Here is a 25918-nt window from a genome sequence, read left to right on the forward strand (position 1 = left end):
CGATTGCTCCGCATTTCCGCTAAGCGCTGCCTATCAAGCAAGGGGTGCCGCGCGTGAGCAAGGACAGGGTCGACGTCGCCATCATCATGGGCAGCCAGTCTGACTGGGCGACCATGCGCCATGCCGCCGAGTTGCTCGACGTGCTGGCCGTTCCCTACGAGGCGCGGATCGTGTCGGCTCATCGCACTCCCGATCGCCTCTACGAATTCGCCAAGGGCGCCAAGGCAGCCGGTTTCCGCGTCATCATCGCCGGCGCCGGCGGTGCTGCCCATCTCCCCGGAATGACGGCAGCCATGACCTCGTTGCCGGTGTTCGGCGTACCGGTCGAATCGAAGGCGCTGTCGGGGCAGGATTCGCTGCTCTCCATCGTCCAGATGCCGGCCGGCATTCCGGTCGGCACGCTTGCCATCGGCAAGGCCGGAGCCGCCAACGCGGCGCTTCTGGCGGCAGCCGTCCTTGCCCTTTCCGACGACGCCCTGGCGACGCGACTCGAAGAGTGGCGCGCCGCACAGACCGCCAGGGTCGCCGAACAGCCGACGGACGACGCGTGACCGCCCCCCTCCCCCTCGGTTCCACCATCGGCATCATCGGCGGCGGCCAGCTCGGCCGCATGCTGGCCATGTCCGCCGCCCGTCTGGGCTATCGGACCGTGGTGCTCGAGCCGCAGGCCGATTGCCCGGCGGCGCAGGTTGCCAACCGCCAGATCGTCGCCGCCTATGACGATCCCGCCGCCCTCGACGAACTCGCCCGCGAAAGCGCGGTCGTCACCTACGAGTTCGAGAACGTGCCCGTCGTGGCCGCCGAGCACCTGGCAAAGACGGTCTCAGTCTTTCCGCCGGCAAGGGCGCTCGAAGCGGCGCAGGACCGGCTGGTCGAAAAGACCTTCCTGAACGGCATCGGAATATCCACAGCCCGCTTCATGCCTGTGGAAAACGACCAGGATCTTGCCGCTGCGCTGCAGGCATTCGACGGCAGCGGAATCCTGAAGACGCGCCGCATGGGCTATGACGGCAAAGGCCAGATGGTCTTCCGCAACATGACCACGGGCGGCTTCGACGGCGCCTGCGCCTCGCTCGGCAACGTGCCGCTGATCCTCGAATCCTTCGTGCCGTTCGAGCGCGAAATCTCGGTCATCGCGGCGCGCGGCACCGACGGTAGCATCGCCGCCTTCGACCCCGCCGAAAACGTGCACGGCAACGGCATCCTGGCCAGTTCGACGGTGCCAGCCGCCATCCACGACGCAACGGCGGAAGCCGCGCGCGAAGCGGCACGGAAAATCCTCGCCGCACTGGATTACGTCGGCGTCATCGGCGTCGAGTTCTTCGTGCTGGCCGACGGCTCGCTGCTGGCCAACGAAATGGCCCCGCGCGTGCACAATTCCGGCCACTGGACCGAGGCCGCCTGCGTCGTCTCCCAGTTCGAGCAGCATATCCGCGCCGTTGCCGGCCTGCCGCTCGGCGATGCCAACCGCCATTCCGACTGCGTCATGGAAAACCTGATCGGCGACGACATCGCCAGGGTCCCGGCCCTGCTGGCCGAGCCGAACGTCGCCGTCCACCTCTACGGCAAGGCAGAGGCCCGCCCCGGCCGCAAGATGGGCCATTTCACGCGGCTCTTGCCAAGCCGCTGACCCGGCAACCTTGCCTTACCGGCCTGGCACCGGGCAACTCAGGTCGCCCTCCTCGCATTTGAGATAGGCGCCAAGCTGGGCGACGCGCGCGTCGGTCAGGCCCTGCAGGCAGCCGGCATGTATCATCGGATAGATCGACCCGCCCTCGACGCCGGAGGATGCAAACTTGCATTCGGCGTCGCGGAAGGCGATCCAGCCGCGCTGCGAATCCAACAGCAGCTTGCGAGCGTCGGCATTGTCGGACAGGCGCTTCATGACGTCGCCATAGGCAGCGTTGAGCTTGGCGTCGGAGGCCGCATAGTCCGAGGCGGCACAGACGTTCATCCCGGCCTGGGTCTGGTCGTTGCGGTCGCATTCCGCGGCAAATGCCGCAGAGGCGACCATCGAGCTTGCCATTGATAAGAAGAGAATCGAGTACCGCATCCACCCCTCCGCTGCCTGGACGAGCGAGAGGATTCCAGCGCCGCCGGCCGCTGGCAAGCCCCGGGCGAAGACGCCATGCGAACGAAGCCGACAAAAAGCCGATCAAACCGCCGCGCGACGCCCGCCTGCGGTTGACTGGCAAAGACTCCTCGTCTAAGAGCCTCTCACACGAATTGGGCGCGCTCTTTTGGCGCGCTTTTAGTTTCGGCCCGTTGATGGGCCCATCCGACGGGTTAGTGACATGAAGATCAAGAATTCGCTCAAGGCGCTCAAGGCTCGCCATCGTGACTGCCAGCTGGTTCGTCGCAAGGGCCGCATCTACGTCATCAACAAGACCGCCCCGCGCTACAAGGCTCGCCAGGGCTGATTGTTGACCGGCCGCTCGCGGCCCGGAGCATCACGGCAATTTCAGTTTGACGTTCCCATGCGGGGGTCTAGAATCTCCGCATGCGGAACGTTTTTGCCTTTTTTGCCCTAGCCTTACTGGCGACAACCCAGCCGCAGCAGGCATTTGCCGAGAACACCGGCAATACAATTGTCGCCAAGGCCGACAACCAGCTCGACACGCTGTTTTCCGATCTCAAGCGCGAGCGCAACGAAAAGGCTGCCGAGCGCCTTGCCAGCCGCATCTGGGAAGCCTGGTACAAGTCGGGCAGCGCCTCGGTCGACCTGATGATGCAATGGGCGCAGCAGGCGGTCGAGGCCAAGAAGTTCGACGTCGCGCTCGATTTCCTCGACCAGGTGGTGACGCTGCAGCCCACCTACGCCGAAGGCTGGAACCGGCGCGCCACCGTGCACTTCCTGATGCAGAATTACCGCAAGTCGATGGCCGACATCGAACGCACGCTGGAGCTCGAGCCGCGCCATTTCGGCGCGCTGTCCGGCATGGCCCAGATCATGGCGACCACCGGCCGCAACGAACTGGCGCTGCAAGCCTGGCAACGCGTCCTCGACATCTACCCGATGCTACGCAACGCCCAGAACGAGGTGTCGCGGCTTTCGGAAGAACTTGCCGGCGAAGGCATTTGAGAAAGGGAGTAGTGAGTAGTGAGTAGTGAGTAGTGAGTAGTGAGGGCGTGCAGCCGGAGCGGCATGCGCTAGTATTCACTATTCACTATTCACTATTCACTATTCACTACTCGCTACTCGCTACTCGCTACTCGCTGTTCGCTACTCGCCTGCCGTCCCCCTCACCCGCCCGGCCACATGAACATCCTCACCATTATCCTGGCACTGCTGCTGGCGCTGGTTGTCGCGCTTGCCGGCGCGACCCGCGTCGCGTCGTGGCTGATCGAGCGGCGAAATCCGCCTGTCGGAAGCTTCGTCGATGTCAATGGCGCCGCCATCCATTACGTGCATGTGCCGGCACCTGCCGGCGGCGACCTGCCGCCGCTGGTCTTCATCCATGGCGCCAGCGCCAACCTGAAGGACCAGATGCTGCCGCTGGCACCCCAGTTCGAAGGTCGCGCCGAGATGCTGTTCCTCGACCGTCCCGGCCATGGCTGGTCTGGCCGCGGCCCCGGCAACAACGAAACGCAGGAAGGCCAGGCGGCGACCGTCGCAGGCTTGATGGACCGCCTCGGCATCAAGGACGCCATCATCGTCGGCCACTCCTTTGGCGGCTCGATAGCAGCGACCTTTGCCCTGGAGCACGCGGAAAAGACTCGCGGCTTGCTGTTCCTGTCGGCGGCAACTCACCCCTGGCCGGGCGGCGGCACCTCCTGGTACTACAGCCTGAGCGCCTTGCCGGTGGTCGGACGCGCCTTCGCGGAAACCGTTGCGGCGCCTGCCGGGCTCATGCGTATCGCCGCCGCGACCACCTGTGTCTTCTCGCCCAACAAGGTGCCGGACCTCTATGTCGACGACGCCGCGATCAAGCTGGTGCTGCGGCCGTCGGCATTCCGGGCCAATGCCATCGACGTCGAGGGGCTGTACCGCCACGTGCTGGCGGCCGCGCCGCGCTATGCCACGATCGACGCGCCGACCGTGGTGATCTCCGGCGACCACGACACGGTCGTCTATGAGGAGATCCATTCGGTCGGGCTGGCGCGCGACATTGCCGGTGCCGAGCTGGTGTGGGTGAAGAACCTCGGCCACAAGCCGGACTGGGTGGCCCCTGAACTGGTGGTGTCGGCCGTCGAAAAACTGGCCGGCCAGCCGCGCGACCTGCAGGCATTGGCACGCACGGTCGAAGCCCGCATCGCCGGCAACGATTTCGGGACGGGTGTCTGCGTGGATGAGAAGGCGCCCGTGAGTAGTGAGTAGTGAGTAGTGAGTAGTGAGTAGTGAGTAGTGAGTAGTGAGTAGTGAGAGCAGGGCCTTGCTCGCGCAACGCGCGCAACACCCTATTCACTACTCACTATTCGCTATTTTCTCAGCGGCTGCCTTTGCCCTCGGGGCCGACATAGGCAATGCGCAGCATGTTGGTCGAGCCCGGCGTCCTGAGCGGCACGCCGGCGGTGATGATGACGCGGTCGCCGCCGGCGGCGAAACCCTCGTTGAAGGCGACCTTGCAGGCGCGGTCGACCATGTCGTCGAGATCGACGGCATCCGGCGAGACGACGCAATGCGTGCCCCACAGCATCGACAGGCGGCGTGCCGTGGCCAGGATCGGCGACAGCGCGATGATCGGCACCTGTGGCCGCTCGCGCGCGGCGCGCAGGCCGGTGGTGCCCGAAGCGGTGTAGGTGACGATCGCCGACAGCTTCAGCGTCTCGGCGATTTCACGCGCTGCAAGCGAGATCGCGTCGGCACCAGTCGCCTCCGGCTGCGAACGCTGGGCGTTTATGATGCCGGGATAGGTCGGGTCCTTCTCGACCTGCTGGGCGATGCGGTTCATCGTCGCCACCGACTCGACCGGATATTGCCCGGCAGCCGATTCGGCCGACAGCATGATCGCGTCGGCACCTTCGAAGACGGCGGTGGCCACGTCGGAGACCTCGGCGCGCGTCGGCACCGGCGCGGTGATCATCGATTCCAGCATCTGGGTGGCGACCACCACCGGCTTGCCGGCGCGGCGCGCGGCACGGGTGATCTGCTTCTGGATGCCGGGAACCGATTCGATCGGCATCTCGACGCCGAGATCGCCGCGGGCGACCATCAGCGCGTCGGACAGCTCGATGATCTCGGCGAGGCGGGCCACGGCCTGCGGCTTTTCGATCTTGGACAGCAGCAGCGCGCGGCCTTGCGCGATCTTGCGCGCTTCGGCGAGATCTTCGGGACGCTGGATGAACGACAGCGCGACCCAGTCGACGCCCGTCTCGAGCACGGCGTCGAGGTCCTTGCGGTCCTTCTCGGTCAGCGCGCCGACCGGCAGGTCGGTGTCGGGCAGGCTGACGCCCTTCTTGTCGGAAATCTTGTTACCGGCAACGACCGTGCAGACGATCGACTTGCCGTCGGTCTTGACCGCCCTGAGCTCGAGCTTGCCGTCGTCGATCAGCAGGCGATGGCCTTCCTGCACCGACTTGAGGATCTCGGGATGCGGCAGGTGGACGCGGGCCGAGGTGCCGAGGTCGGGATTGTCGTCGAGGGTGAAGGCCTGGCCGACGGTCAGCTCTTCCTTGCCGTTGGCGAACTTGCCGACACGCAGCTTCGGCCCCTGGAGGTCGGCGAGAATACCGATCGGGCGGCCGACCGCCTCTTCGACCGAACGGATGCGGCCGACGAGCGTGCGCATCGAATCGTGGTCGGTATGGCTCATGTTGATGCGGAAGACGTCCGCGCCCGCTTCGAAGAGTTTCCGGATCATCGCCTCGTCGGACGAGGCGGGACCGAGTGTTGCGAGTATCTTGACCTTGCGGCTGCGTCTCATTGACCGTTCGTTCCCGAGGCGGCCGTGGGGCCGCCCGTTGCGGGCTCGTCGGTGAGCTGGACCATCCAGTTCGCCTGTTCGCCCGTGTCGTATTCCTGGAAGCCGGCGCGCTGGAAGCCACGCGCTACGCAGTCGGTGACGCCGGCGACCTTGAACTCTTTTTCAGCCACGCACATGCTGATCGGGCCATCCCAGCGTCCGCCGCGCTCGGCATCTTCTGCATAGAGATAATAAAACCGCGATGACAGCGGCCCCTCGATCAGCGTCTTGCAGGTCGAGCCTTCGATGTGCCACCAGCCTTCGGTGATCCAGCCCGCCTTGGCGCGGTAGCCGATGCCGACGCCGACAAGGCTCTGGGTCGCGTTGCAGACCCTGAAGTCGGCGTGGGCCGGCGTGGCCGCGACGGCCGTAAACAGTGGAACCGAGAGAAAAAGGAAGAGCGATGCCAGGGCTGAGCGTGCGCGCGGCCTCCCGGCAAGTTCCATCCCCAAGCCCCTCTTCGACGATTTCTGCATTTCTGGAGCCCTTTTCGGCAATGTGCAGGCGCATGTCAACGCGTGGCTGCGCGCTTATCCAATCGATTTAGGTGCGCTCAGCCGCGGTGATTTGCTGCCTCATCTGGCATATTCGAAAAAAGGTTGGCAAAACAACGGCGTTAGCACATATCCCCACATCAGGGACGGGCGTGAAACTACACCCAAGCCGTGCCGAAGGACAAATTGCCGCCGATGACGCGAAACACTCTCTTTGCCCCGTTCGAAATCATCGAAGGCGATCGGCGGCAAGGCATCGTGCTCCTGTGCGACCATGCCCGGCGCGACCTGCCGCAGGAATATGGCGATCTCGGCCTGCCCAGGGAGGAATTCGACCGCCACATCGCCTACGACATCGGCGCCGAACAGGTGACCCGCAAGCTGGCCGCGATGATGGGCGCGCCGGCGGTGCTGGCCAATTTTTCGCGCCTCTTGATCGACCCCAACCGCGGCGAGGACGACCCGACGCTGATCCGCCAGCTCTATGACGGCTCGGTCATTGTGGGCAATTATCCGATTTCGGACGCGGAGCGCGCGCGCCGGCTCGACAATTTCTACCGCCCCTACCACGACGCCGTCGGCGCCATGATCGCCTCGGTGCACACGGAAACGGCGAGCGCGCCGTTCATCCTGTCCGTGCACTCCTTCACGCCGGTCATGCAGGGCCGCGCCCGGCCCTGGCACGCCGGCGTGCTGTGGGACATGGACCACCGCGCCGCCTGGCCGCTGATCGAGATGCTGGCCGAGGACAAGGCGCTGGTCGTCGGCGACAACGAGCCCTATGACGGCGCGCTGCGCGGCGACACCATGTACAAGCACTGCATCGTCAACGGCTTTGCCCATGCGCTGATCGAGATCAGGCAGGACCTGATCGGCGACGACGCCGGAACCACCGCCTGGGCCGAACGGCTGGCGCCGATCATTGACGCCATCAACCGGCGCCCCGATATACATGAAGTGAAGCAATTCGGCTCGCGCACCGGGCCGCTGTGATGGAGGACCAGATGGCCGAACTCAGCGACGACCAGAAGCGCGACTTCGAGGCCGCGGCCTTCCGCCGGCTGCTCCGGCACCTGAGCGAGCGTTCCGACGTGCAGAACATCGACATGATGAACCTCGCCGGCTTCTGCCGCAATTGCCTGTCCAACTGGTACCGCGACGCAGCCGCCGAGGCCGGCGTCGAGCTGTCCAAGGACGCCTCGCGCGAGATCGTCTACGGCATGCCTTATGCCGAATGGCAGGCCAAGCACCAGCGCGAAGCCACCGACGCGCAGAAGGCCGCCTTCGAGGCCAGTCGTCCCCGGGATCACTGACCGAGGATTCCGCAGGGTCGCGTCAGCTGCGCTCCCGCGCACCCTTGACCCTCCCCGCATCATCAGGCATCGAAACCGCCGAAATTCCCTTGGCGCGCCGAGTCGCGCTCGTCCCAGTCACAATTTGCGGAGTGCCAGATGGCAGACGACATCACCGAGACCAGCCAGACCGTTGCCGCCGGCCAGTTGCGCGCCTTCATCGAGCGCATCGAGCGGCTTGAAGAAGAAAAGAAGACGATCTCCGACGACATCAAGGACGTCTATGCCGAAGCCAAGGGCACCGGCTTCGACACCAAGGCGGTTCGCACGCTGATCCGCCTGCGCAAGCAGGACCAGGCCGAGCGTGACGAGGCCGAGGCGATCCTCGACCTGTACAAAGCCGCCCTCGGCATGGTGTGATAGCGCGCTGCCCGGCTCCAAGGCTTCGGGTGGCACCGGTCGCCGGTCAAGGGCGATGCGAGGTCATGAGCGATGACGGGTGCAGGGCAGTTCCATCCTTCCGACAATAGCGGTCCGGCGCAGGCCGGGCCGAATGGCCTGGCGGCGTTCTTTTCGCGCCGCTGGCATGGCGAGGTGCCGCTCGGCCAGCTGTTCTGGCGCGACATGGTCACCGTCGGCAGCCTGATCAACGTCGCCACGACGATCGTCGCGCTCGCCATCCTGGCAGCCAAGGCATCGGCCTTGCTGGCCGTGGCCGTCCACCTTCTGCCCCTGCCCTACAATCTTTTCCTCTATGGCAGCGTGCTGCGCACCGCCGACGTCAGCGGCGGCCACAACACCAACACCGTCAAGCTCGGCGCCACAGCGTGGATCATCCTCGCCAGCCTGCTCTAGTGCCCTGCGCGTCCCTCTGGACGCGCAGCTGCCATTTTCGGGCCGATGCGAGAGCGATCAGGCCGACGGCTCGAAGTTCAGCGCCACGCCATTGATGCAGTAGCGCAAGCCGGTCGGCGGCGGACCGTCGGGAAAGACGTGGCCGAGATGGCTGCCGCAATTGGCGCAATGCACCTCGGTGCGCGTCATGCCGTAGCTGCGGTCGACGGTGTTTTCGACCGAACCCTCGACCGGATCGTTGAAGCTCGGCCAGCCGGTGCCGCTTTCGAACTTGAGCTTGGATTCGAACAAGGGCTGATCGCAGCCGGCGCAGGTGAATGTACCGGCGCGTTTCTCATGCAGAAGGGCGCAGCTGCCCGGCCGCTCGGTGCCGTGGTGGCGCATCACCTGGTATTGCTCGGGTGTCAACATCGCGCGCCACTCGGCGTCGGTGCGGGTGACGGGGTAGGTCTTGGCGTCCATTCAGGGGTCTCCCGGACTTGTTCTTGTTGTTCGTGGTCTTCGCATAGATAGTTACGGAAGGTGCTGCCTGACAGGGCATCACTTCGCGGTGAACGGTACTCAATGCTTTCGCGACAGCTGCCTGGTCGCCGCCTCGAGCCCGGCCAGCGTCAGCGGGTACATGCGGCTGGCAAAGATCTCCGAGATCATCTTGATCGAACTGGTGTAGCCCCAGTGCTTTTCCTGCGTCGGGTTGATCCAGACGGCGTTGGGCCACTGGTCGAGCACGCGGCGCAACCACACCGCGCCCGGCTCGGGGTTCCAGTGCTCGACCGAACCGCCGGCATAGGCGATCTCGTAGGGACTCATCGAGGCGTCGCCGACGAAGATGACCTTGTAGTCGTGGCCGTATTTGTGAAGCACGTCGAGCGTCGGCATGACCTCGGCATGGCGGCGACGGTTGTCCTTCCACACGCCTTCGTAGAGGCAGTTGTGGAAGTAGAAATATTCGAGCTGGCGGAATTCGACCCTGGCTGCCGAAAACAGCTCCTCGACCACCTTGATGTGGTCGTCCATCGATCCGCCGACGTCGAAGAACATCAGCAGCTTGACGGCGTTGCGCCGCTCGGGCCGGGTCTTGACGTCGAGATAGCCGTGGTCGGCGGTGGCGTGAATGGTGCCCGGCAGGTCGAGCTCTTCCTCGGCGCCCTTGCGCACCCAGCGGCGCAGGCGCTTGAGCGCCACCTTAATGTTGCGCGTGCCGAGCTCGACGGAATCGTCGAAATTCCTGAATTCGCGCTTGTCCCACACCTTCACCGCGCGGCGATGGCGGCTCGTTTCCTGGCCGATGCGCACGCCTTCGGGATTGTAGCCATAGGCGCCAAAGGGCGAGGTGCCGGCTGTGCCGATCCACTTGGACCCGCCCTGGTGACGGCCCTTCTGCTCTTCCAGCCGCTGCTTCAGCGTCTCCATCAGCTTCTCGAAGCCGCCGAGCGCCTCGACCAGCCTCTTCTCCTCGTCGCTCAGCGTCTTTTCGGCCAGCCGGCGCAGCCATTCCTCGGGAATGTCGGCGACATCGACGCCGCCCTCGCCCGAGATCGCCTCGACGCCCTTGAAGTAGTGCGAAAAAACCCGGTCGAAGCGGTCGATGTGGCGCTCGTCCTTCACCAAAGCCGCGCGAGCCAGGTAATAAAAACCCTCGACGTCATAACTGACGAGGTCGGCGCCGAGCGCCTCGAGCAGCGCCAAGTACTCCCGCAGCGACACCGGAACCTTGGCCGCCTTGAGTTCGAGGAAGAAGGGTATGAGCATGGCGGGCACTTTGCTTCCGCGCGAGCCGGCAGGCAAGCCCATCAAGGCCGCGTCCAAGTGGCGCGAGCCAAGGTTCGAGTTTCGGCAAGGTTGCAACACCCAGAATCTAATTAAAGTAAAAATCTGATTCAGTCTTTTTTGGTAATTTCCCGTTAGCAATTGAAACCAGTGGGGAAGCGGGGGCGAGTCTGCCTCCGATCCGAGTTGTTCTTGCGTACGGGTACCTATGCGTTTCTCAGCGGCGTCAGCGATCGTTCTCGCCAGCCTGGCCTTGGCCGGCTGCACCTCGAGCATGGGGCTCAGCGACATCATGTCGTCTGCCCCGTCGAAGGAGACGACCGCTTCGGTCGCTCGCCCGGCGAGCCCGGTACCACAGGCGGACATCGCCGCGGCCGCGCCTTCCGTGCCGGTCCAGCAGGCCATGTCGGCCCCGATCCCGCAGGCCGGTATCCTGGTGGCGCCGCCCATGCCGGCGCAGATGGTGACCGAAGAGCCGGTGCAGGTGGCGATGGCAGCACCGCGGATCGAACTCGACAGCGTCCCGACACCCGACACCAAGCCGATCGCGCTGATCGCCCCGTCCAACCCGATGAAGGCCACGCCCTTCGCGCCCGGCCAGATCTATGGCCGCCGCTTCCGCGACGCCAAGCCGATCAATTTCGGCAAGGCGGCCTCGCCCAGGAATTTTGCCGTCCACGGCGTCGACGTCTCGCGCTGGCAGGGCGAGATCGACTGGCCGAAGCTGCGCACGCAGGGCGCCAACTTCGCCTACATCAAGGCAACCGACGGCGGCGACCATCTCGATCCGATGTTCAGGAAGAACTGGCGCGCCGCCGAGGCCGCCGGCCTGAGGCGCGGCGCCTACCATTTCTTCTACTGGTGCCGCACCGCCGGCGAGCAGGCCGACTGGTTCATCCGCAACGTACCCAAGGTCGCCGGGGCGCTGCCGCCGGTCATCGACGTCGAGTACAATGGCGAATCGAGCTGCAAGCGCCGGCTGTCGCGTGCAAAGACGATCGAGAAGATGCAGGTCTTCATGGACAAGCTGGAGCGTCACTACGGCCAGCGTCCGATCATCTACACCGCGCCCGATTTCTACCGCGACAATCTCAGGGGCGAGTTCCTGGACTACCCGTTCTGGCTGCGCGCCGTGGCCGAGCCGCCGTCCAAGGTCTATCCCGGCCGCAAGTGGGTGTTCTGGCAGTATTCGGGCTCGGGCCTGTCGCACGGCGTCGACGGCAAGATCGACCTCAACGTGTTCCGTGGCACCGAGGCCCAGTGGCATCAATGGGTGGCAAGGTCGGCGGGCTGACCGGCCCGCCGACCCGGCGCCCGACCGCTTAGAGCAGGTCGTATTCGATGAAGCCCGTCCGGCGGGCGACGCGGTCGTAGAGCTTGCGCGCCGTGGCATTGGTCTCGTGGGTCATCCAGTAGACATTGGTGACGCCGAGCTTGCCGGCTTCCTGCTTCACCGCTTCGATCAGGGCCGCACCCACGCCCTTGCCGCGCGCTGCCGGGTCGGCGAACAAATCCTGCAGGTAGCAATTGTTGGCCTCGGACCAGCCGGAGCGGTGGTAGAGGTAATGCGTCAGCCCGACCGCCTTGCCGTCGACGACGGCAATCAGCCCCTTGGGCTCGAACTCGCCGTCGGTGAACAGGCGTTTCCAGGCCAGCTCGTAGATGCTCTCGGGCAGCACGGTGTTGTAGAAATCGAGATAGGCCGTCCACAGCCGGCGCCATTCGGCATGATCGGCAAGCTGAAGCGGGCGGATGGTGATGTCGGTCATGGCTTTGCCTTCCGTGGATGAACTGGATGCGCGGCAAACTGCCTGAGTGGAACTGCGGGGCCAACGGTCCACAGGGTGGGAATGGATTGGCCGGGGGGTGGCGCGAGCCGGCAAGGTTGTGCTCCGGCGAGTACCCCCACCCCTAGCCCCTCCCCACAAGGGGGAGGGGAATCGCGAGGCGCGTCTCGCCCAAACCTCACTCCACCACCCGGTGCCGACCCGACGACCCTGTGTCGGAGGGCGCCAATCTGGTCTCCCTCCCCCTTGTGGGGAGGGGTCAGGGGTGGGGGTGCCTGCAACGCAAGACTTTCAGATCACCCCTGCCGTCTGGCCATGAACGCCAGCCGCTCGAACAGGTGCACGTCCTGCTCGTTCTTGAGCAGGGCGCCATGCAGCTTGGGCAGCGCGTTCCTGGGGTCGGCGCGCAAATCTTCCGGCGCGACGTCGTCGGCGACCAGCAGGCGGATCCAGTCGAGCGCTTCCGAGGTCGACGGCTTCTTCTTCAGCCCTGCGACGTCGCGGATCTCGTAGAACTGGGTCAGGGCCGCGCGCACCAGGTTCTGCTTGATGCCGGGATAGTGGACCTCGACGATCTTGTGCAGCGTGTCGACGTCGGGGAAGCGGATGTAGTGGAAGAAGCAGCGCCGCAGGAAGGCGTCGGGCAGTTCCTTCTCGTTGTTGGAGGTGATGATGACGATCGGGCGCACCTTGGCGCCGATCGTCTCGCCGGTCTCGTAGACGAAGAACTCCATGCGATCGAGTTCCTGCAGCAGGTCGTTGGGAAACTCGATGTCGGCCTTGTCGATCTCGTCGATCAGGAGCACGACCTTCCTGTCGGCGGCGAAGGCGTCCCACAGCTTGCCGCGCTTGATGTAGTTCTTGATGTCGTTGAAGCGGCCGTCGCCGAGCTGGCTGTCGCGCAGGCGCGACACAGCATCATATTCGTAGAGGCCCTGCTGCGCCTTGGTGGTGGACTTGACGTTCCACTCGATCATCTCGAGGCCGAGGCCGGCCGCCACCTGGCGCGCAAGCTCGGTCTTGCCGGTGCCCGGCTCGCCCTTGACCAAAAGCGGCCGCTCCAGCGCGATCGCCGCATTGACCGCCACCATCAGATCCTTGTCGGCGACATAGGCCGACGTTCCTTCAAACCGCATGCGAAGCTCCAATCTTTCGCCGGAGACACTAGGGAGGTGCGGGCGGTGGGGCAAGCGCAGCATCCCGCCTCGCAAATATCATTGCGCCGGCGGCGCATGGCCATGGCGCATCGCCGCCACAGCGCCTATATTGGCGGGGACGGTCTGCGCCTCGCGGCAGGAGAGCAATATTCCCCGGGGCCTTAACGATCCTTAGGGAGCTGTCCCTGGGAGGACCCGTGGGTTCTTCCATACGGCGCCCACCTACTTTGTAGGTCTCCGGGATCGACTTCTTCACCGGTTGCGTGGATCGTCACCCTCCCCATCCAGATAGAACCTGCCTACCCAGGCCCGAAAAGCGGCGACTTGTGCGTTGCCGTGGCCGCAGCCGGTGTGCCAAACACCTGTGACGACAGGAGAATGGGGCGACCACCGGCATGACTTCCCACCGCGAGATCAAGAAGCAGTTGCGCAAGGAAGCGCTGGCCCGCCGCGACAGGCTCGACGAGTTCTGGCGCATCGAGGCTTCGCTGGAGATGGCCGAGACCGCCCGCGACAACATCCGGTTCGAGCCCGGCACGATCGTTTCCGGCTTCTGGCCAATGCGCTCGGAGGTCGACGTGCGGCCAATGATGTTTGCGCTGCGCGAGCATGGCGCGCGGCTCTGCCTGCCGGCGATCCTCGACAAGCACACCATCGTCTTCCGCGAACTTGTGCGCGGTGCGCCGATGGTCGACATGGGCTTTGGCACGGTCGGGCCGCATGCGGAGGCCGAGGTGCTCGACCCCAGCATCATGCTGGTGCCGCTGGCCGCCTTCGACGGGCGCGGCCACCGCATCGGCTATGGCGCGGGATATTACGACCGGGCCATCGCCAAGCTGCAGGACAAGGGCATCGAGCCGAGGCTGATCGGCATCGCCTTCGACTGCCAGCAGGTCGAGCGCGTTCCCGACGAGAACCACGACGTCATCATCCCCGAAATACTGACCGAAAGCGGGTTGCGCAGATTCGTCTCTGAATTGTAGATGATTTCATGAGACTTCTTTTTCTGGGCGACATGGTTGGCAAGGCGGGCCGCACGGCAGTGTGGGAGCAATTGCCCGGCCTTATTTCGGATTTCCGGCTCGATTTCGTCATCGTCAACGGCGAGAACGCCGCCGGCGGCTTCGGCATCACCGAAGAAATCTTCCGCGAAACCATCAATGCCGGCGCCGACGTCGTGACCACCGGCAACCACGTCTGGGACCAGCGCGAGGCGCTGGCCTTTGCGCCGCGCGAGGACCGCTTCCTGCGCCCGGCGAACTTTCCCAAGGGCACGCCCGGCCGCGGCTCGGGCCTCTACATCGCCAAGAACAGCGCCCGCGTGCTGGTGTCGAACATCATGGGCCGGGTGTTCATGCATCCCGAGCTCGACGATCCGTTTCAGGCCGGCGAGCGCGAACTGTCCGCCTGTCCGCTTGGCGAGCAGGCCGATGCGGTGGTGGTCGACTTCCATGCCGAGGCGACCAGCGAGAAGATGTGCTTCGCCCATTTCGTCGACGGCCGCGCCAGCCTCGTCGTCGGCACGCACACGCACCAGCCGACCGCCGACCACCAGATCCTCAACGGCGGCACCGCCTACCTGACCGACGCCGGTATGTGCGGCGACTACGACTCCTCGCTCGGCATGGACAAGGAGGAGCCGCTCAACCGCTTCCTCTCCAAGGTGCCGAAGGGTCGCTTCGAGGCTGCCAACGGCCCGGCCACCATCTGCGGCGTCGGCGTCGACATTTCCGACCGCACCGGCCTGGCCGAGCGGATCGCGCCGCTGCGCCGCGGCCCCCGTCTCGAAGAAACCGTTCCTTCCTTCTGGTCCTGACATTGACGAGGGGCCGGTGGATGCATACTTGCCCGCAACAAGTCAGCAAATGTTAGAGCGGCCTTCGCGCGGCCAGGTGGCACGCGCAAGGGCCGCTCCAACAATTTTCAGTTGCGCGAGAGCGGCCCACCAGCCGCTCGATTGACATTTAGAAGAACAACGGGGACACGCAGATGATCGAATTCCTGGCGCCATATTTCGCCTTCGTCAACGACCCCACCGCCTGGGTGGCGCTGTTGACCCTGATTGCGCTCGAGGTCGTGCTCGGCATCGACAACCTGATCTTCATCTCGATCCTGACCAACAAATTGCCGGTACACCAGCGCGCCAAGGCGCGGCGGCTCGGCATCGGCGCGGCACTGATCATGCGGCTGGTGCTGCTGGCCACGATTTCCTTCATCGTCGCGCTGACGGCGCCGGTGTTCAGCGCCTTCGGCCACGGCTTCTCCTGGCGCGACCTGATCCTGATCGCCGGCGGCCTGTTCCTGGTGTGGAAGGCGACCAAGGAAATCCACCACTCGGTCGATCCCGAAGACCACAAGGACGAGATGGTGTCGCGGACGCTGCAGCTCTCGATGGGTGCCGCGATCTTCCAGATCCTGGTGCTCGACCTGGTGTTCTCGATCGACTCGATCATCACTGCCGTCGGCATGACCGACGAGATCGGTATCATGTACATCGCCGTGATCGTGGCCGTGACGGTGATGCTGCTGGCGGCGACCCCGCTCGCCACCTTCATCGAGAAGAACCCGACCATCGTCATGCTGGCGCTGGGCTTCCTGCTGATGATCGGCATGACGCTGATCGCCGACGGCTTCGGCTACCATGTGCCCAAGGGCTACATCTATGCCGCCATGGGCTTCTCGGCGCTGGTCGAGGGCCTCAACATGCTGCAGCGGAATCGCCGCAGGCAACAGAACGCCGAAAAGCACTGACACCAAGCCAAACGGCGGGCCAAAAGCCCGCCGTTTTCGTTCCGCGCCAATTTCAGGCCACTGGATTCTGGGCTATGATCTGATTCTGGCGCAGCCCACGCCTCCCCCCTCCATCGGGAAAGTACAGTTCGTGCAGGGTGTCTCGATTTCCGAGCCAACTGTTCGAGCGCTTGCATAAGGAGGGGTTGCGACGACTGCTCGCGATAGGAGGTTCGCCGGATGAAACTTTCCGCACCCATACCGATGCTGAAGCGCAGGGCCAGGCTTCTCGCCAGGACCGGTCATATGCCATTGCACCAGGCGCTCGACCGCGTAGCGGCCGAGGAAGGCTTTGGCGCATGGAGCCTGCTCGCCGCAACGTCGGCGGCGACGCGGCCGGCAGGCAAGCTGTTCGCGCGGCTTGCACCCGGCGATCTGGTGCTACTCGGCGCGCGGCCGGGCCAGGGCAAGACGCTGATGGGGCTCGAGCTTGCCGTCGAGGCGATGAAGGCCGGCCGGCGCAGCAGCTTCTTCACGCTGGAATATACGGAAAAGGAGGTGCTGGACCGTTTCCGCGCCATCGGCGCCGACAGCGCGCAGTTCGGCGAGCTGTTCGACCTCGACAGTTCCGATGCCATCAGCGCCGGGCATATCGCCAGGCGCATGGCATCATCGCCGCGCGGAACCGTCGTGGTGGTCGACTACCTGCAACTGCTCGACCAGAAGCGCGAGAACCCCTCGCTGATGGATCAGGTGCGCATGCTGAGGTCGCTGGCACGCGACAGGGGACTGATCGTCGTCATGATCTCGCAGATCGACCGCTCCTATGATCCGTCGTCGAAATCGGTGCCGGACCTGGACGATGTCAGGCTACCCAATCCGCTCGACCTCAAGCTGTTCGACAAGGCGTGCTTCCTGAGCAACGGCGAGATGCGGTTTCACGCGGCCTGACGAGATCGGGCGGCGACGGGCAATCCCCGCCGCCCGAGACGCTGCCGCCATGCTCACCAGGCGTCGGGTTCGCGCACCATGTGCACGATGTTGGCCGGGTTCATGATCCAACCGCCGCGGAAGCTGTCGCCCAGCGGTTCGATCGGGTCGCAGCGCACCGCGCCCGCATCGCCGAGTTGCCTGAGCGTGCCGGCAAAATCTGGCGTGAACAGTTCCAGCCAGACCTCGGCCTGGCTCATGGTCGGCGCCTCATCGATCCACAGCTGGTTGGGGCCAAGCTTGAAGCCGACGGCCGGCGCCTTCTCCGGAATGCCCTCCAGGCCGACCACGTCGCGGTAAAAGGCAATCGTCGCCTGGTATTGATGGCTAGGCACCTTCATGGCGATGTTGATGCCCCCTTCGATCCTTGCACCCATTGTCTCGCTCCTCACTTGCGTTCGCTGGTCGTCGGCAGTTCGCCGCGCATCTCGGAGGGATAAAAACCCTCGCGCAGGTTGATGCCGTATTCGAGCCAGGCCTTCATCGCCGACAGCATCTCGGCCCAGCCCTCGCAATTGCCGTAGGACGCCTTGCGGCCGACCTGATCCTCGACCCAGCCCGATTCGCCGATGGTGACAAAGGTCGAGCCGTCCTCCAGCACCTCGAAGCCCATCTCGATCCTGGTCTTGTAGGCCGGCTGGCCCTCGGCCACCTCGGCGTCCCAGCGCAACACAATGCGCTTGTCTTGCTCGATCTCCTCGACCTCGACCGGCACCGAGCCCCACCAGGTGACCGTCGTGCCGGCGACCAGCGGCGCGCTGGCGCCGCGGATGGTGGTGAAATAGGCACTGAGCTTCGTCGGATTGACGACCGCGTCGAACACCTCATGGACGGGCTTGGCTATGCGCCCCGAAACCTTGAAACCAAGGGACATTATGATCTCCTCTGCTTGCATCTGGCGATAATGTGTTATAAAAACATAACATGTCAACCGATTCGAAAGACGATAATGTTTTCAAGGCCCTGGCTCATCCTCGCCGGCGCCTGATGCTCGATTGCCTGAAGGATGGGCCGCTTACCACGGGCACGCTGTGCGAACGCTTCGACGACATGGACCGCTGCACCGTGATGCAGCATCTGAAGGTTCTGGAGGAGGCGGAACTGGTGGTGGCGCGGCGCGAGGGGCGCGAGCGCTGGAACCACCTCAATTCGATGCCGATCAAGCTGATCCACGACCGTTGGATCAGCGGATATGCCGGCCACGCAATGAGCATTCTCGACCGGCTGAAGCAGAACCTCGAAGGTTGAGGCGTTCCTCAGCCTTGCAAGGGATGCCGCAAGCTAGGCAACCTTCGCCTTGCGCGCCTCGATGGCGGCGCCATGCGCCTTGCCCCAGTTGGCGAGCGGAACGAGGGCATCGTCTAGCGATTGCCCGAGCGACGTCGCCGAGTATTCGACCCGCGGCGGCACTTCGTGAAACACCTCGCGGTGGACCAGACCATCGGCCTCCATTTCGCGCAGCTGCTGGATCAGCATCTTCTCGCTGATATCGGGCACCAGGCGCTTCAACTCGCCGAAACGGCGCGGTTCGGTGTGCACGAGCCACAGGATCAGCGCCTTCCATTTGCCGCCGATGACCTGGAATGCGGGGCCGAGGCCGCAACTTTCTGGCTGCGTCTTTGCCATGGAATTCCTCAATTCTTACTTTGAAGTCAGTACCTTACAAAATTGTAGGTACTTGTTGGAATGAAAGCAATGCATAGGTTCTGCGGCACGCCGCGAATGCTTCGCGGCCCGATTTCGAAAGGACGAGAAATGGAACCTGTGCTCTTTTACGGCGTGCCCCACGGCTGCTCCTTCGGCTCGATCGTGGCCCTCGAATGGCTCGGCCAGCCCTACCGCCTGCACCGCATCGACATGCTGTCGAAACGCTCCGAAGGCTTTGCCAGGGTGAGCCCGCTCGGCCAGACACCGGCGATGATCGCACCGGACGGCAAGCCGCTGACCGAAAGCCTGGCAATCCTGCACAACATCGCCGCCCGCGGCCTCGACAAGGGGCTGGGCTTCGCCCAGGGCACCAGGGAGTTCGACGACCTCAACTGGATGCTCTCCTACCTGCACACGACCCTGCATTCGGACCTCGGCTATGGCTGGAACGCCTACAAGCTGGACCAGGACGACCATGCCGGCAAGGCGTTCCTGCGCCGCCTCGCCCGCGAAAAGTCGGCCGAAGCCTATGCCTATCTGCAAGGCGTGCTCGAAGGTCGGGAGTGGCTGGCCGGCAACACCAAGACGGTGGCCGACGCCTACTTCATCGGCATCGCGCGCTGGGGCGAGGACCTCGGCCTGTTCGACATCGCCAGGGACTTCCCCGGCATCCACAGGCACATGGCCAGGCTCGAGGCCGATCCGGCAGTGATCTTTGCCCACGCCATCGAGGACGAGACGCCGCATCGATCCTCCGGCGGCTTCCGCGGGCAACTGACCGCGCAGGATCTGGACGCACGACTGGCGGCCTGACCTTGCCTTGGAGACGCTCCCCACGAATCCCATCGGGGAGCGTCCCTGCTTTGGACGCAAGTGGAGCCGGCACCGCCGGGCACGGCGAACGCCCAAACCTGCAGACTCCGATATTCAACATTCCTCATATGCGTTAAGGCGTTTTGAACCCCTTGCTGCAACCATAGGCAACAAGGGACGTCGGCAACACGTATATAGGGTCCTATGTCTGCAACTGAGGCCAAAAGCCGGCTCGCCGCTCCGAACGCGGCGCAGCGGATGCCCGGCATATTGATTGTCGGTGGCGTGGTGTTCGCCGCCGCGCTGTTTGGGATCCTCACGCGGCCGGTAGGCTTTCTCGCCAGCTTCTGGCCAGCCAACGCCATCCTGCTCGGGCTGATGGTGCACAATCCCCGCTATGCCGGCCCGGCCGGCTGGGCGGCCGCCTTCGTCGGCTATGTCATGGCGGACATGCTGACCGGTGGCGGCTGGTACATCACGGCGTGGCTGACCGCGGCGAACATGTCTTCCGCCATCACGGGCTATCTGCTGTTCCGCCTCGTCAGCGACGATGACAGGAAGCTGCAGCGTCCTGTCTCGGTGCTCTACCTCTTCGGCATCTGCTGCATGGCAGCCGTGGCCGCCGCATTTGTGGGCGGCGGGGCGGCGGGCCTGTTGTTCGACCGCACCTTCGCGGTGGGCTTCAAGCTGTGGTTCGTCACCGAACTGGTCAACACCCTGGTGATCCTGCCGGCCATACTGACATTTCCCGGCATTCGGGCGCTCTCCGTCCGCTGGCCTTCCGACGGCCTGTCGCTGGAAACGGTGTTGCATGGCGCGCCATGCCTTGCCCTGATCCTGTCGGTCGCCGCAGGCGTCCTGATCGGCGGTCCAGGCGCGCTGGCGTTCCCGATCCCCGCCCTGCTGTGGTGCGCGCTCACCTACAGCCTGTTCACCACTTCGGTGATGACCCTGCTGTTGTGCATCTGGCTGCTGATCTCGATTCCCGCCGGGCTCGTCGATCTCGCGGCACCGGCGGACCCGATCCGCTCGCTCGACTCGATCCGCCTCGGCATCGCGCTGATGGCGCTCGGGCCGCTGACGGTGGCGAGCATCAATTCCGGGCGCAGGGACCTGATCGCCAGGCTGCAGCACACCGCCAACTACGATGCGCTGACGGGCGCACTGGCGCGCGGCGCCTTCTTCGAGCGCGGGCAAACACGGCTCGACGAACTCATCCAGGGCCACGGCAACATCGCCGTGCTGATGATCGACCTCGACCACTTCAAGCGCATCAACGACGAGCATGGCCACGGCGTCGGCGACGCCGCGCTGAAAGCGTTCTTCCCGCAGGCGGCGAAGAACCTGCGTGCCGGCGACCTGTTCGGGCGATTGGGCGGCGAGGAATTTGCCGTGCTGATGCCCTCGGCGGACATGATCGAGGCGGCGGCGCTGGCCGAGCGCATCCGGCTTGCGGTCGAGGCCACCAAGCTGTCCCTGCCCTCCGGCGAAGCGCTGGAGTTCACGGTGAGCATCGGCGTTTCGGCGCACCGGGCAGACTTCGGCACCTCCATCGATGCGATGCTGGCAGCCGCCGACCAGGCGCTCTACGAAGCCAAGGCCGGCGGACGCAACCAGGTCCGCGTCCGCAACTGAAAGCCCTCAGACGCCTTCCAGAACGATGATCGTTGGCCGCGCCGGCAGCGACCTCAGCGACACCTTGAGCGAGCGGCTGGGGCGGAACTCGACGGCGAACCCATCGCCCATCATGCCGGTGAACTCGCCGATGTCGGTGGAATGGCGGTGCATCGGCAGGATCATCGAGGAATAGAGCCGGGTGGTGATCTCGGTCATCGCGTCGATCGACAGCGTCATGCCGCCGTCGATCGGCACCATCACCACATCGAGCCGCCCGATGGCGCCATAGTGCGCATCCTCCAGCCGGTGGTGCAGGTGGCCGAGATGGCCGATGCACAGACCGGCGACCTCGAAGATGAAGATCGAATTGCCATCGCGTTCCATCTCGTCGAAGCGGCGGATGTCGGTCGGCACGTTGCGGACATAGACGTCGTCGACCACCAGCGCATGCCTGGCCGGGCCTCCGTCTGGGTTCCAGCCGCGCAACACGTGTTCGACGCCCTTGTCGGGGAAATCAGTGTAATGCGTGCGGTGCGCCTTGTTCATGGTGACGATGCGCGGCAGCGGGTTCGAGCCGTAGAGGCCGCTGTAGTCGGTGGCGATGCGCACGCCGCCCGGCGTCTCGATGACATAGGTCGAGTGGCCGGCATAGGTGATGGTGACGTCGCCGTCGACGAATGTCTGCGCCGGGGTGAAGCTGGCATAGCTGGCCCTGGGCAGCGCCTGGGCAATGGCCATGCATTTGCTGGGCACCGGGTCTTCGGCGGCAGCGGCAGGCCGGGCGAGCGCAAACAAGGCGAGCAGGCAGGCGGCGAACAGGCGAAGGGGCATGGCTCTCTCGTGCGTTCGGGGCGTGGCCGCACTATCTCAGCCGAGGCAGACGGCGCGTAGTCACGTTTTCGCGAGTGCCGGAAAGCCCTGATGTCTGGACGTATTGAGCCGATTTATCTATAACGCGGCCCATTCAAACACTGCCGAAGCGACAAACAGGGGTCCCATGGCCGGCCATTCACAGTTCAAGAACATCATGCACCGCAAGGGCCGCCAGGACGCGGTGCGGTCGAAGATGTTCTCCAAGCTCGCGCGCGAAATCACCGTTGCCGCAAAGACCGGCGTGCCCGACCCGACGATGAACCCGCGCCTGCGCCTGGCGGTCCAAAACGCCAAGGCCGTGTCGATGCCCAAGGACAACATCGCGCGCGCCATCTCCAAGGCCTCGATGGGCGACGCCGAGAACTACGAAGAAGTACGCTACGAGGGTTATGGCCCAGGCGGCGTCGCGCTGATCGTCGAGGCGCTGACCGACAACCGCAACCGCACCGCCTCCAACGTGCGCGCAGCCTTCACCAAGGCCGGCGGCGCCATGGGCGAAACCGGCTCGGTGTCGTTCATGTGGGATCGCGTCGGCGAGATCGTTTATCCGGCGACTGCCGGCGACGCCGACAAGGTCATGGACGCCGCCATCGAAGCCGGCGCCGACGACGTGCAGTCGGACGAGGACGGCCACACCATCACCTGCGCTTTCGAAAACCTCGGCGAAGTCTCCAAGGCGCTCGAAGGCTCGCTCGGCGACGCCGAGTCGGTGAAGATTATCTGGAAGCCCCAGAACAACGTGCCGGTCGACGAGGACCGCGCCCAGTCGCTGATGAAGCTCGTCGGCACGCTAGAAGACGACGACGACGTCCAGAACGTCTACGCCAACTTCGAAGTCGACGAAGAAACACTGGCCAAGCTCAGCGCGGCGTAAGCAACATTGCCTTTTCGCGGCGGATCGACTTTCGCCGCGAATGGCTCGCCTCCGAGATGGAGGCCAACACCAGCAAGCCACCGCTGCTCCTCGCCGGCCGGGCCGACAGGAGCGCGCAGCAAGCCAGAGAACAACCTTCGGTCTCGGAGCTGCTCATGACCAACGACACCCTTCCCCGGATCCGCATCACCTATTGCACGCAGTGCATGTGGCTTCTCCGCGCCGGCTGGATGGCGCAGGAATTGCTCTCGACCTTCGGGCAGGAGCTCGGCGAGGTCACGCTGGTGCCGGGCACCGGCGGCATCTTCACCGTCACCTGCAACGGCGAGCTGGTCTGGGACCGCAAGCGCGACGGCGGCTTCCCCGACGCGGCGCAGCTCAAGCAGCTGGTGCGCGACCTGATCGACCCCGAGCGCGATCTCGGCCATTCCGACCGCAAGGGCCACAAGGCCAAGGACCCGGCCTGAACGACCTGGCAGAAACAGGGCCGGCCGAGGGACAGCGCCACAGATAAGTTCCATTTGCTACGCAACCAGGCAGGGGGCCGCGCCGCGTGGTGCGTTTTGCCCGGAAATTCACAGGGACGGGACAGCATTCATGACCACCAGACCGCGCATTGCAGTTCTGTTCGGCGGACGTTCCTCCGAGCACGACGTTTCCATCATGTCCGCAAGCAACGTGGTCAAGGCGATCGACGCCTCCAGCTTCGAAGTCGTGCCCATCGGCGTCGGCCGCGACGGCCGCTGGTTCCTGGCCGAACTCGGCGAGGGCGGCGCCCTGCCCGCCGTGCCGCAAGGCGGCACCGAGGTGGCGCTGGTGCCCGGCGGCAAAGGCCGGCTTGTCGCGCTGCCCAGGGGCGAAGCGCCGTTCGAGCTGCCAGCCGTCGACGTGCTGTTTCCGGTGCTGCACGGACCGTTCGGCGAGGACGGCGCGGTCCAGGGCCTCGCCGAGGTCGCCGACATTGCCTATGTCGGCTCCGGCGTGCTCGGCTCGGCCAACGCCATGGACAAGGACACGGCCAAGCGGCTGATGAAGGAGGCCGGGCTGCCGGTGGCACGCGGATTGACCGTGCATGTCGGCCAGGTGCCGAGCTTCGAGGCAGTGAAGGCCGCGCTCGGACTGCCGGTCTTCGTCAAGCCGGCGCGCCAGGGCTCGTCGGTCGGTGTCAGCAAGGCCGAGACGGCCGCGCAGCTGGAGAAGGCGCTGGCCGAGGCCTTCAAATACGACCGCAAGGTGCTGATCGAGGAGTTCGTCGACGGCCGCGAGGTCGAGTTCGCCGTGCTCGAAGCGCCCGACGGGAAACTGTCCGTCTCCGTGCCGGGCGAGATCGCGCCGGCCGCGAGCCACGGCTTCTACACCTATGAAGCCAAGTACATCGACGCCGATGGCGCCGCACTGCGCATCCCCGCCGACCTGCCGGATGATGCCACCGCCAGGCTGCAGGAAGTCGCCCGCGGCGCCTTCCTGGCGCTGGGCTGCGAAAGCATGGCGCGCGTCGACTTCTTCGTGAAGGCGGATGGCACAGCACTGGTCAACGAGGTCAACACCATCCCCGGCTTCACCAACATCAGCATGTATCCGAAGACGATGGCGGCGTCGGGCGTCGCCTATCCCGACCTCGTCGGCAGGCTGATCGCGCACGCCGTGGCGCGGTGGAAGCGCCAGGCTTGAAGCAAAAAAGGCCGGGGCTGACCCCGGCCTTTTTCTTTCAGGCCGCCCGCGCGAAGGCCATGACGAAGGATGCCAGCGACACCAGGCAGGCGACCGTGCGCACATGGTTCCACGGCAGCCATTCCTGGAGGTAGCGCGCCCACAGGGCAGCACCGTCGGCGCTGGCCGGATCGGCTGCGGCGAGCGCGTCGTTGAGCGGCACGTTGAAGACCATCGTCACCAGGAAGCAGCCCAGGACATAGGCAAGGCCGCCGGCGAGCAGCCAGGCTGAGCCCGCCTCGGTCCAGCCGATGATCGCCTTGGCGCCAAGCGCCAGGGACAGCGCGACCATTCCCATGAACACCGTCATGAACAGCGGGTTGATGATGGTGACGTTGATTGACTGCATGGCGGCGATGCCTTGCGCCGCCGGCAACCTGGCGAACGAGGCCATGATCGTGTTGGAGAAGATAAGGAACAGGCCGGCGGCAACGCCGCTGCCCAGCACGGCGGCGAAGGTGAGCGCCGAAAACAGCATGCCGGTCATTTCGCGCCTCCCCAGACACCCGATGCGGCGGCGGCCCGGGCATAGTCGCGAAAATCGCGGGCCGGGCGGCCGAGCGCCCGCTCGACGCCGGCGCACACATGTTCGTTGCGGCCGTCGAGCACCTCGGTGAACAGCATCATCAGGAGCGCCACGAGATCCGGCGGCAGCCCTTCTGCGGCCGGTCCGGTGGCGAAGTCGGTTGCCGTGATTTCGGTGAAGCGGACGCTCCTCCCGCTGGCTGCGGCAATCTCGGCCACGGCGTCGCCAAAGCTGAGCAGGCGCGGACCGGTAAGCTCGTAGAGCTGGCCGATGTGGCGGTCGTCGGTGAAGGCGGCGACTGCGGCATCGGCGATGTCGTCGGCATCGATGAAGGGTTCGCGTACCGCACCGACCGGCAGTGCGACCTCGCCTGCCAGCACCGCGTCGAGCATGAAGCTTTCGCTGAAATTCTGCATGAACCAGCTGCAGCGCAGCACGGTCCAGTCGGCACCGGCGCGCTTGACCATGTCCTCCGCCCGCTGCGCTTCGGGTTCGCCGCGGCCGGACAGGAGCACCAGCCGCTTCACGCCCATGGCGACGGCGAGGTCGGCGAATGCGCCCACGGTCGCTGCAGCGCCCGGCGCGGCGAGGTCGGGATAATAGGACACATAGACGGCGGCAGCCCCTTCGAGCGCTCTGCCCCAGGTGGCGCGGTTCTCCCAGTCGAAAGCCGGGCTGCCGCCGCGCGATGCAATGCGGACAGCAAGACCTTGCCCCGAAAGCTGGTCGGCGATCCGTCGGCCGGTCTTGCCGGTACCGCCGAGGATCAGAATGGGCCTGGTGGTCTGTTGGAACGTGTTCACTTGGGCCTCCTCTACAAACATGAGCAATCCTCACATTTGCAAATGTGATAAACCCTCATATTATTGCAGTCAAGCGG

General features: G+C 65.0%; 33 protein-coding genes and 1 other RNA gene. 21 read left to right on the forward strand and 13 right to left on the reverse strand.

All coding sequences use genetic code 11. From position 1 onward, the window contains the following. Positions 1-53: 53 nt before the first annotated feature. Positions 54-551, forward strand: coding sequence for a 5-(carboxyamino)imidazole ribonucleotide mutase (gene purE, locus ASC75_RS10810; RefSeq protein ID WP_055975402.1), 498 nt, complete (start codon positions 54-56; stop codon positions 549-551). After that, complete coding sequence (locus tag ASC75_RS10815; protein WP_082496516.1) at positions 548-1630, forward strand: 5-(carboxyamino)imidazole ribonucleotide synthase; 1083 nt, start codon at positions 548-550, stop codon at positions 1628-1630. Before purE ends, ASC75_RS10815 begins: the two co-directional genes overlap by 4 nt. A gap of 15 nt (positions 1631-1645) precedes the next feature. On the opposite strand, the gene ASC75_RS10820 is transcribed toward ASC75_RS10815, so the two are convergent. Further along, positions 1646-2053 carry a lysozyme inhibitor LprI family protein gene (locus tag ASC75_RS10820; RefSeq protein ID WP_055974391.1) on the reverse strand — a complete coding sequence of 136 codons (408 nt, stop codon included), beginning with the start codon at positions 2051-2053 and terminating at the stop codon, positions 1646-1648. 241 nt (positions 2054-2294) lie between these two features. Between ASC75_RS10820 and ykgO the strand changes: the two genes are divergently transcribed. The 3 genes from ykgO to ASC75_RS10835 all read left to right on the forward strand — a co-directional run bounded on the left by ykgO (position 2295) and on the right by ASC75_RS10835 (position 4318). Next, on the forward strand, positions 2295-2420 hold the full coding sequence (gene ykgO / locus ASC75_RS10825; RefSeq protein WP_055974394.1) for a type B 50S ribosomal protein L36: 126 nt from the start codon (positions 2295-2297) through the stop codon (positions 2418-2420). An 80-nt stretch (positions 2421-2500) separates the two neighbouring features. Then, complete coding sequence (locus ASC75_RS10830) at positions 2501-3082, forward strand: hypothetical protein (RefSeq protein ID WP_055974397.1); 582 nt, start codon at positions 2501-2503, stop codon at positions 3080-3082. Between the two features lie 177 nt (positions 3083-3259). Beyond that, positions 3260-4318, forward strand: a complete 1059-nt coding sequence (locus ASC75_RS10835) for an alpha/beta hydrolase (RefSeq protein WP_055974401.1) — start codon at positions 3260-3262, stop codon at positions 4316-4318. A gap of 109 nt (positions 4319-4427) precedes the next feature. Here ASC75_RS10835 and pyk read toward each other — a convergent pair whose 3' ends face one another. Both pyk and ASC75_RS10845 read right to left on the reverse strand, forming a co-directional pair. Then, positions 4428-5864, reverse strand: coding sequence for a pyruvate kinase (gene pyk / locus ASC75_RS10840; protein ID WP_055974405.1), 1437 nt, complete (start codon positions 5862-5864; stop codon positions 4428-4430). Further along, a complete protein-coding gene (locus ASC75_RS10845; protein WP_055974407.1) occupies positions 5861-6349 on the reverse strand; it encodes a DUF1036 domain-containing protein in 489 nt (162 codons plus the stop codon). Before ASC75_RS10845 ends, pyk begins: the two co-directional genes overlap by 4 nt. 243 nt (positions 6350-6592) lie before the next feature. On the opposite strand from ASC75_RS10845, the gene ASC75_RS10850 reads away from it, so the two are divergent. From ASC75_RS10850 to ASC75_RS10865, 4 genes are all read left to right on the forward strand, one after another. Next, the gene (locus tag ASC75_RS10850) at positions 6593-7390 is read left to right on the forward strand and encodes an N-formylglutamate amidohydrolase (RefSeq protein WP_055975408.1); all 798 of its coding nucleotides are present in this window, start codon (positions 6593-6595) and stop codon (positions 7388-7390) included. Between the two features lie 11 nt (positions 7391-7401). After that, entirely contained in the window at positions 7402-7710 is a 309-nt protein-coding gene (locus tag ASC75_RS10855; RefSeq protein WP_055975411.1) for a DUF1244 domain-containing protein, read from the forward strand. A 138-nt stretch (positions 7711-7848) separates the two neighbouring features. After that, positions 7849-8109: a DUF2312 domain-containing protein gene (locus ASC75_RS10860; RefSeq protein WP_055974410.1), complete on the forward strand. Its 261-nt coding sequence runs from the start codon at positions 7849-7851 to the stop codon at positions 8107-8109. A gap of 72 nt (positions 8110-8181) precedes the next feature. Beyond that, positions 8182-8544, forward strand: a complete 363-nt coding sequence (locus ASC75_RS10865) for a hypothetical protein (RefSeq protein WP_055974412.1) — start codon at positions 8182-8184, stop codon at positions 8542-8544. 57 nt (positions 8545-8601) lie between these two features. On the opposite strand, the gene msrB is transcribed toward ASC75_RS10865, so the two are convergent. Continuing rightward, complete coding sequence (gene msrB, locus ASC75_RS10870) at positions 8602-9006, reverse strand: peptide-methionine (R)-S-oxide reductase MsrB (RefSeq protein ID WP_055974415.1); 405 nt, start codon at positions 9004-9006, stop codon at positions 8602-8604. Positions 9007-9105: 99 nt separating this feature from the next. Further along, on the reverse strand, positions 9106-10296 hold the full coding sequence (locus ASC75_RS10875) for a VWA domain-containing protein (protein ID WP_055975414.1): 1191 nt from the start codon (positions 10294-10296) through the stop codon (positions 9106-9108). A gap of 226 nt (positions 10297-10522) precedes the next feature. On the opposite strand from ASC75_RS10875, the gene ASC75_RS10880 reads away from it, so the two are divergent. Then, positions 10523-11608 carry a GH25 family lysozyme gene (locus tag ASC75_RS10880; RefSeq protein ID WP_055974418.1) on the forward strand — a complete coding sequence of 362 codons (1086 nt, stop codon included), beginning with the start codon at positions 10523-10525 and terminating at the stop codon, positions 11606-11608. Between the two features lie 28 nt (positions 11609-11636). On the opposite strand, the gene ASC75_RS10885 is transcribed toward ASC75_RS10880, so the two are convergent. Then, positions 11637-12083, reverse strand: a complete 447-nt coding sequence (locus ASC75_RS10885; protein ID WP_055974421.1) for a GNAT family N-acetyltransferase — start codon at positions 12081-12083, stop codon at positions 11637-11639. 314 nt (positions 12084-12397) lie between these two features. After that, positions 12398-13237 carry a MoxR family ATPase gene (locus ASC75_RS10890; protein WP_055974424.1) on the reverse strand — a complete coding sequence of 280 codons (840 nt, stop codon included), beginning with the start codon at positions 13235-13237 and terminating at the stop codon, positions 12398-12400. Positions 13238-13375: 138 nt separating this feature from the next. Between ASC75_RS10890 and ssrS the strand changes: the two genes are divergently transcribed. The 5 genes from ssrS to ASC75_RS10910 all read left to right on the forward strand — a co-directional run bounded on the left by ssrS (position 13376) and on the right by ASC75_RS10910 (position 16939). Then, positions 13376-13532, forward strand: a non-coding RNA gene (gene ssrS, locus ASC75_RS25415) — 6S RNA. Between the two features lie 121 nt (positions 13533-13653). After that, on the forward strand, positions 13654-14241 hold the full coding sequence (locus tag ASC75_RS10895; RefSeq protein WP_055974428.1) for a 5-formyltetrahydrofolate cyclo-ligase: 588 nt from the start codon (positions 13654-13656) through the stop codon (positions 14239-14241). Positions 14242-14249: 8 nt separating this feature from the next. Further along, a complete protein-coding gene (locus tag ASC75_RS10900) occupies positions 14250-15074 on the forward strand; it encodes a TIGR00282 family metallophosphoesterase (protein WP_055974431.1) in 825 nt (274 codons plus the stop codon). 173 nt (positions 15075-15247) lie between these two features. Then, positions 15248-16009, forward strand: coding sequence for a TerC family protein (locus ASC75_RS10905; RefSeq protein ID WP_055974434.1), 762 nt, complete (start codon positions 15248-15250; stop codon positions 16007-16009). A 219-nt stretch (positions 16010-16228) separates the two neighbouring features. Beyond that, a complete protein-coding gene (locus ASC75_RS10910; RefSeq protein ID WP_055974437.1) occupies positions 16229-16939 on the forward strand; it encodes a DNA helicase in 711 nt (236 codons plus the stop codon). A 53-nt stretch (positions 16940-16992) separates the two neighbouring features. Here ASC75_RS10910 and ASC75_RS10915 read toward each other — a convergent pair whose 3' ends face one another. Both ASC75_RS10915 and ASC75_RS10920 read right to left on the reverse strand, forming a co-directional pair. Then, entirely contained in the window at positions 16993-17355 is a 363-nt protein-coding gene (locus ASC75_RS10915) for a hypothetical protein (RefSeq protein ID WP_055974439.1), read from the reverse strand. Between the two features lie 11 nt (positions 17356-17366). Then, on the reverse strand, positions 17367-17852 hold the full coding sequence (locus ASC75_RS10920) for an SRPBCC domain-containing protein (RefSeq protein WP_055974442.1): 486 nt from the start codon (positions 17850-17852) through the stop codon (positions 17367-17369). A 50-nt stretch (positions 17853-17902) separates the two neighbouring features. Here ASC75_RS10920 and ASC75_RS10925 point away from each other — a divergent pair, with 50 nt between their 5' ends. Then, a complete protein-coding gene (locus ASC75_RS10925; RefSeq protein WP_055974445.1) occupies positions 17903-18226 on the forward strand; it encodes a metalloregulator ArsR/SmtB family transcription factor in 324 nt (107 codons plus the stop codon). 33 nt (positions 18227-18259) lie between these two features. Here the strand turns inward: ASC75_RS10925 and ASC75_RS10930 are convergent, their stop codons facing one another. Further along, positions 18260-18604: a helix-turn-helix domain-containing protein gene (locus ASC75_RS10930; RefSeq protein ID WP_055974448.1), complete on the reverse strand. Its 345-nt coding sequence runs from the start codon at positions 18602-18604 to the stop codon at positions 18260-18262. Between the two features lie 129 nt (positions 18605-18733). Between ASC75_RS10930 and ASC75_RS10935 the strand changes: the two genes are divergently transcribed. Both ASC75_RS10935 and ASC75_RS10940 read left to right on the forward strand, forming a co-directional pair. After that, positions 18734-19438, forward strand: coding sequence for a glutathione S-transferase family protein (locus ASC75_RS10935; protein ID WP_055974451.1), 705 nt, complete (start codon positions 18734-18736; stop codon positions 19436-19438). 258 nt (positions 19439-19696) lie between these two features. Next, complete coding sequence (locus tag ASC75_RS10940; protein WP_055974454.1) at positions 19697-21073, forward strand: GGDEF domain-containing protein; 1377 nt, start codon at positions 19697-19699, stop codon at positions 21071-21073. Positions 21074-21079: 6 nt separating this feature from the next. Here the strand turns inward: ASC75_RS10940 and ASC75_RS10945 are convergent, their stop codons facing one another. Next, positions 21080-21886, reverse strand: coding sequence for an MBL fold metallo-hydrolase (locus ASC75_RS10945; protein ID WP_055974457.1), 807 nt, complete (start codon positions 21884-21886; stop codon positions 21080-21082). Between the two features lie 166 nt (positions 21887-22052). Here ASC75_RS10945 and ASC75_RS10950 point away from each other — a divergent pair, with 166 nt between their 5' ends. The 3 genes from ASC75_RS10950 to ASC75_RS10960 all read left to right on the forward strand — a co-directional run bounded on the left by ASC75_RS10950 (position 22053) and on the right by ASC75_RS10960 (position 24473). Continuing rightward, complete coding sequence (locus ASC75_RS10950) at positions 22053-22802, forward strand: YebC/PmpR family DNA-binding transcriptional regulator (protein ID WP_055974460.1); 750 nt, start codon at positions 22053-22055, stop codon at positions 22800-22802. A 155-nt stretch (positions 22803-22957) separates the two neighbouring features. After that, positions 22958-23269, forward strand: a complete 312-nt coding sequence (locus tag ASC75_RS10955; protein ID WP_055975417.1) for a SelT/SelW/SelH family protein — start codon at positions 22958-22960, stop codon at positions 23267-23269. 130 nt (positions 23270-23399) lie between these two features. Then, complete coding sequence (locus tag ASC75_RS10960) at positions 23400-24473, forward strand: D-alanine--D-alanine ligase family protein (protein WP_055974462.1); 1074 nt, start codon at positions 23400-23402, stop codon at positions 24471-24473. A gap of 37 nt (positions 24474-24510) precedes the next feature. Here the strand turns inward: ASC75_RS10960 and ASC75_RS10965 are convergent, their stop codons facing one another. Together ASC75_RS10965 and ASC75_RS10970 are read right to left on the reverse strand one after the other, a co-directional pair. After that, positions 24511-24999: an anthrone oxygenase family protein gene (locus ASC75_RS10965; protein WP_055974466.1), complete on the reverse strand. Its 489-nt coding sequence runs from the start codon at positions 24997-24999 to the stop codon at positions 24511-24513. After that, a complete protein-coding gene (locus tag ASC75_RS10970; RefSeq protein WP_055974475.1) occupies positions 24996-25862 on the reverse strand; it encodes an NAD(P)H-binding protein in 867 nt (288 codons plus the stop codon). The genes ASC75_RS10965 and ASC75_RS10970 overlap by 4 nt, the downstream gene beginning before the upstream one ends. Positions 25863-25918 lie beyond the last annotated feature (56 nt).

The organism is Aminobacter sp. DSM 101952, from assembly GCF_001424795.1.
Lineage (GTDB): Bacteria > Pseudomonadota > Alphaproteobacteria > Rhizobiales > Rhizobiaceae > Aminobacter > Aminobacter aganoensis.

Excerpts from the sequence above, each read along its gene's own strand:
- ASC75_RS10820 (WP_055974391.1), bottom strand. The coding sequence starts at position 2,053 with ATGCGGTACTCGATTCTCTTCTTATCAATGGCAAGCTCGATGGTCGCC.
- ASC75_RS10960 (WP_055974462.1), top strand. The coding sequence starts at position 23,400 with ATGACCACCAGACCGCGCATTGCAGTTCTGTTCGGCGGACGTTCCTCC.
- ASC75_RS10885 (WP_055974421.1), bottom strand. The coding sequence starts at position 12,083 with ATGACCGACATCACCATCCGCCCGCTTCAGCTTGCCGATCATGCCGAA.
- ASC75_RS10945 (WP_055974457.1), bottom strand. The coding sequence starts at position 21,886 with ATGCCCCTTCGCCTGTTCGCCGCCTGCCTGCTCGCCTTGTTTGCGCTC.
- ykgO (WP_055974394.1), top strand. The coding sequence starts at position 2,295 with ATGAAGATCAAGAATTCGCTCAAGGCGCTCAAGGCTCGCCATCGTGAC.
- ASC75_RS10930 (WP_055974448.1), bottom strand. The coding sequence starts at position 18,604 with ATGGCAAAGACGCAGCCAGAAAGTTGCGGCCTCGGCCCCGCATTCCAG.
- ASC75_RS10865 (WP_055974412.1), top strand. The coding sequence starts at position 8,182 with ATGACGGGTGCAGGGCAGTTCCATCCTTCCGACAATAGCGGTCCGGCG.
- ASC75_RS10895 (WP_055974428.1), top strand. The coding sequence starts at position 13,654 with ATGACTTCCCACCGCGAGATCAAGAAGCAGTTGCGCAAGGAAGCGCTG.
- ASC75_RS10935 (WP_055974451.1), top strand. The coding sequence starts at position 18,734 with ATGGAACCTGTGCTCTTTTACGGCGTGCCCCACGGCTGCTCCTTCGGC.
- ASC75_RS10835 (WP_055974401.1), top strand. The coding sequence starts at position 3,260 with ATGAACATCCTCACCATTATCCTGGCACTGCTGCTGGCGCTGGTTGTC.
- ASC75_RS10970 (WP_055974475.1), bottom strand. The coding sequence starts at position 25,862 with ATGTTTGTAGAGGAGGCCCAAGTGAACACGTTCCAACAGACCACCAGG.
- ASC75_RS10830 (WP_055974397.1), top strand. The coding sequence starts at position 2,501 with ATGCGGAACGTTTTTGCCTTTTTTGCCCTAGCCTTACTGGCGACAACC.
- ASC75_RS10915 (WP_055974439.1), bottom strand. The coding sequence starts at position 17,355 with ATGGGTGCAAGGATCGAAGGGGGCATCAACATCGCCATGAAGGTGCCT.
- ASC75_RS10850 (WP_055975408.1), top strand. The coding sequence starts at position 6,593 with ATGACGCGAAACACTCTCTTTGCCCCGTTCGAAATCATCGAAGGCGAT.
- ASC75_RS10940 (WP_055974454.1), top strand. The coding sequence starts at position 19,697 with ATGCCCGGCATATTGATTGTCGGTGGCGTGGTGTTCGCCGCCGCGCTG.
- ASC75_RS10875 (WP_055975414.1), bottom strand. The coding sequence starts at position 10,296 with ATGCTCATACCCTTCTTCCTCGAACTCAAGGCGGCCAAGGTTCCGGTG.
- ASC75_RS10855 (WP_055975411.1), top strand. The coding sequence starts at position 7,402 with ATGGCCGAACTCAGCGACGACCAGAAGCGCGACTTCGAGGCCGCGGCC.
- ASC75_RS10925 (WP_055974445.1), top strand. The coding sequence starts at position 17,903 with ATGTCAACCGATTCGAAAGACGATAATGTTTTCAAGGCCCTGGCTCAT.
- ASC75_RS10890 (WP_055974424.1), bottom strand. The coding sequence starts at position 13,237 with ATGCGGTTTGAAGGAACGTCGGCCTATGTCGCCGACAAGGATCTGATG.
- ASC75_RS10860 (WP_055974410.1), top strand. The coding sequence starts at position 7,849 with ATGGCAGACGACATCACCGAGACCAGCCAGACCGTTGCCGCCGGCCAG.
- ASC75_RS10920 (WP_055974442.1), bottom strand. The coding sequence starts at position 17,852 with ATGTCCCTTGGTTTCAAGGTTTCGGGGCGCATAGCCAAGCCCGTCCAT.
- ASC75_RS10905 (WP_055974434.1), top strand. The coding sequence starts at position 15,248 with ATGATCGAATTCCTGGCGCCATATTTCGCCTTCGTCAACGACCCCACC.
- ASC75_RS10950 (WP_055974460.1), top strand. The coding sequence starts at position 22,053 with ATGGCCGGCCATTCACAGTTCAAGAACATCATGCACCGCAAGGGCCGC.
- msrB (WP_055974415.1), bottom strand. The coding sequence starts at position 9,006 with ATGGACGCCAAGACCTACCCCGTCACCCGCACCGACGCCGAGTGGCGC.
- ASC75_RS10955 (WP_055975417.1), top strand. The coding sequence starts at position 22,958 with ATGACCAACGACACCCTTCCCCGGATCCGCATCACCTATTGCACGCAG.
- pyk (WP_055974405.1), bottom strand. The coding sequence starts at position 5,864 with ATGAGACGCAGCCGCAAGGTCAAGATACTCGCAACACTCGGTCCCGCC.
- ASC75_RS10910 (WP_055974437.1), top strand. The coding sequence starts at position 16,229 with ATGAAACTTTCCGCACCCATACCGATGCTGAAGCGCAGGGCCAGGCTT.
- ASC75_RS10900 (WP_055974431.1), top strand. The coding sequence starts at position 14,250 with ATGAGACTTCTTTTTCTGGGCGACATGGTTGGCAAGGCGGGCCGCACG.
- ASC75_RS10965 (WP_055974466.1), bottom strand. The coding sequence starts at position 24,999 with ATGACCGGCATGCTGTTTTCGGCGCTCACCTTCGCCGCCGTGCTGGGC.
- ASC75_RS10880 (WP_055974418.1), top strand. The coding sequence starts at position 10,523 with ATGCGTTTCTCAGCGGCGTCAGCGATCGTTCTCGCCAGCCTGGCCTTG.
- ASC75_RS10845 (WP_055974407.1), bottom strand. The coding sequence starts at position 6,349 with ATGGAACTTGCCGGGAGGCCGCGCGCACGCTCAGCCCTGGCATCGCTC.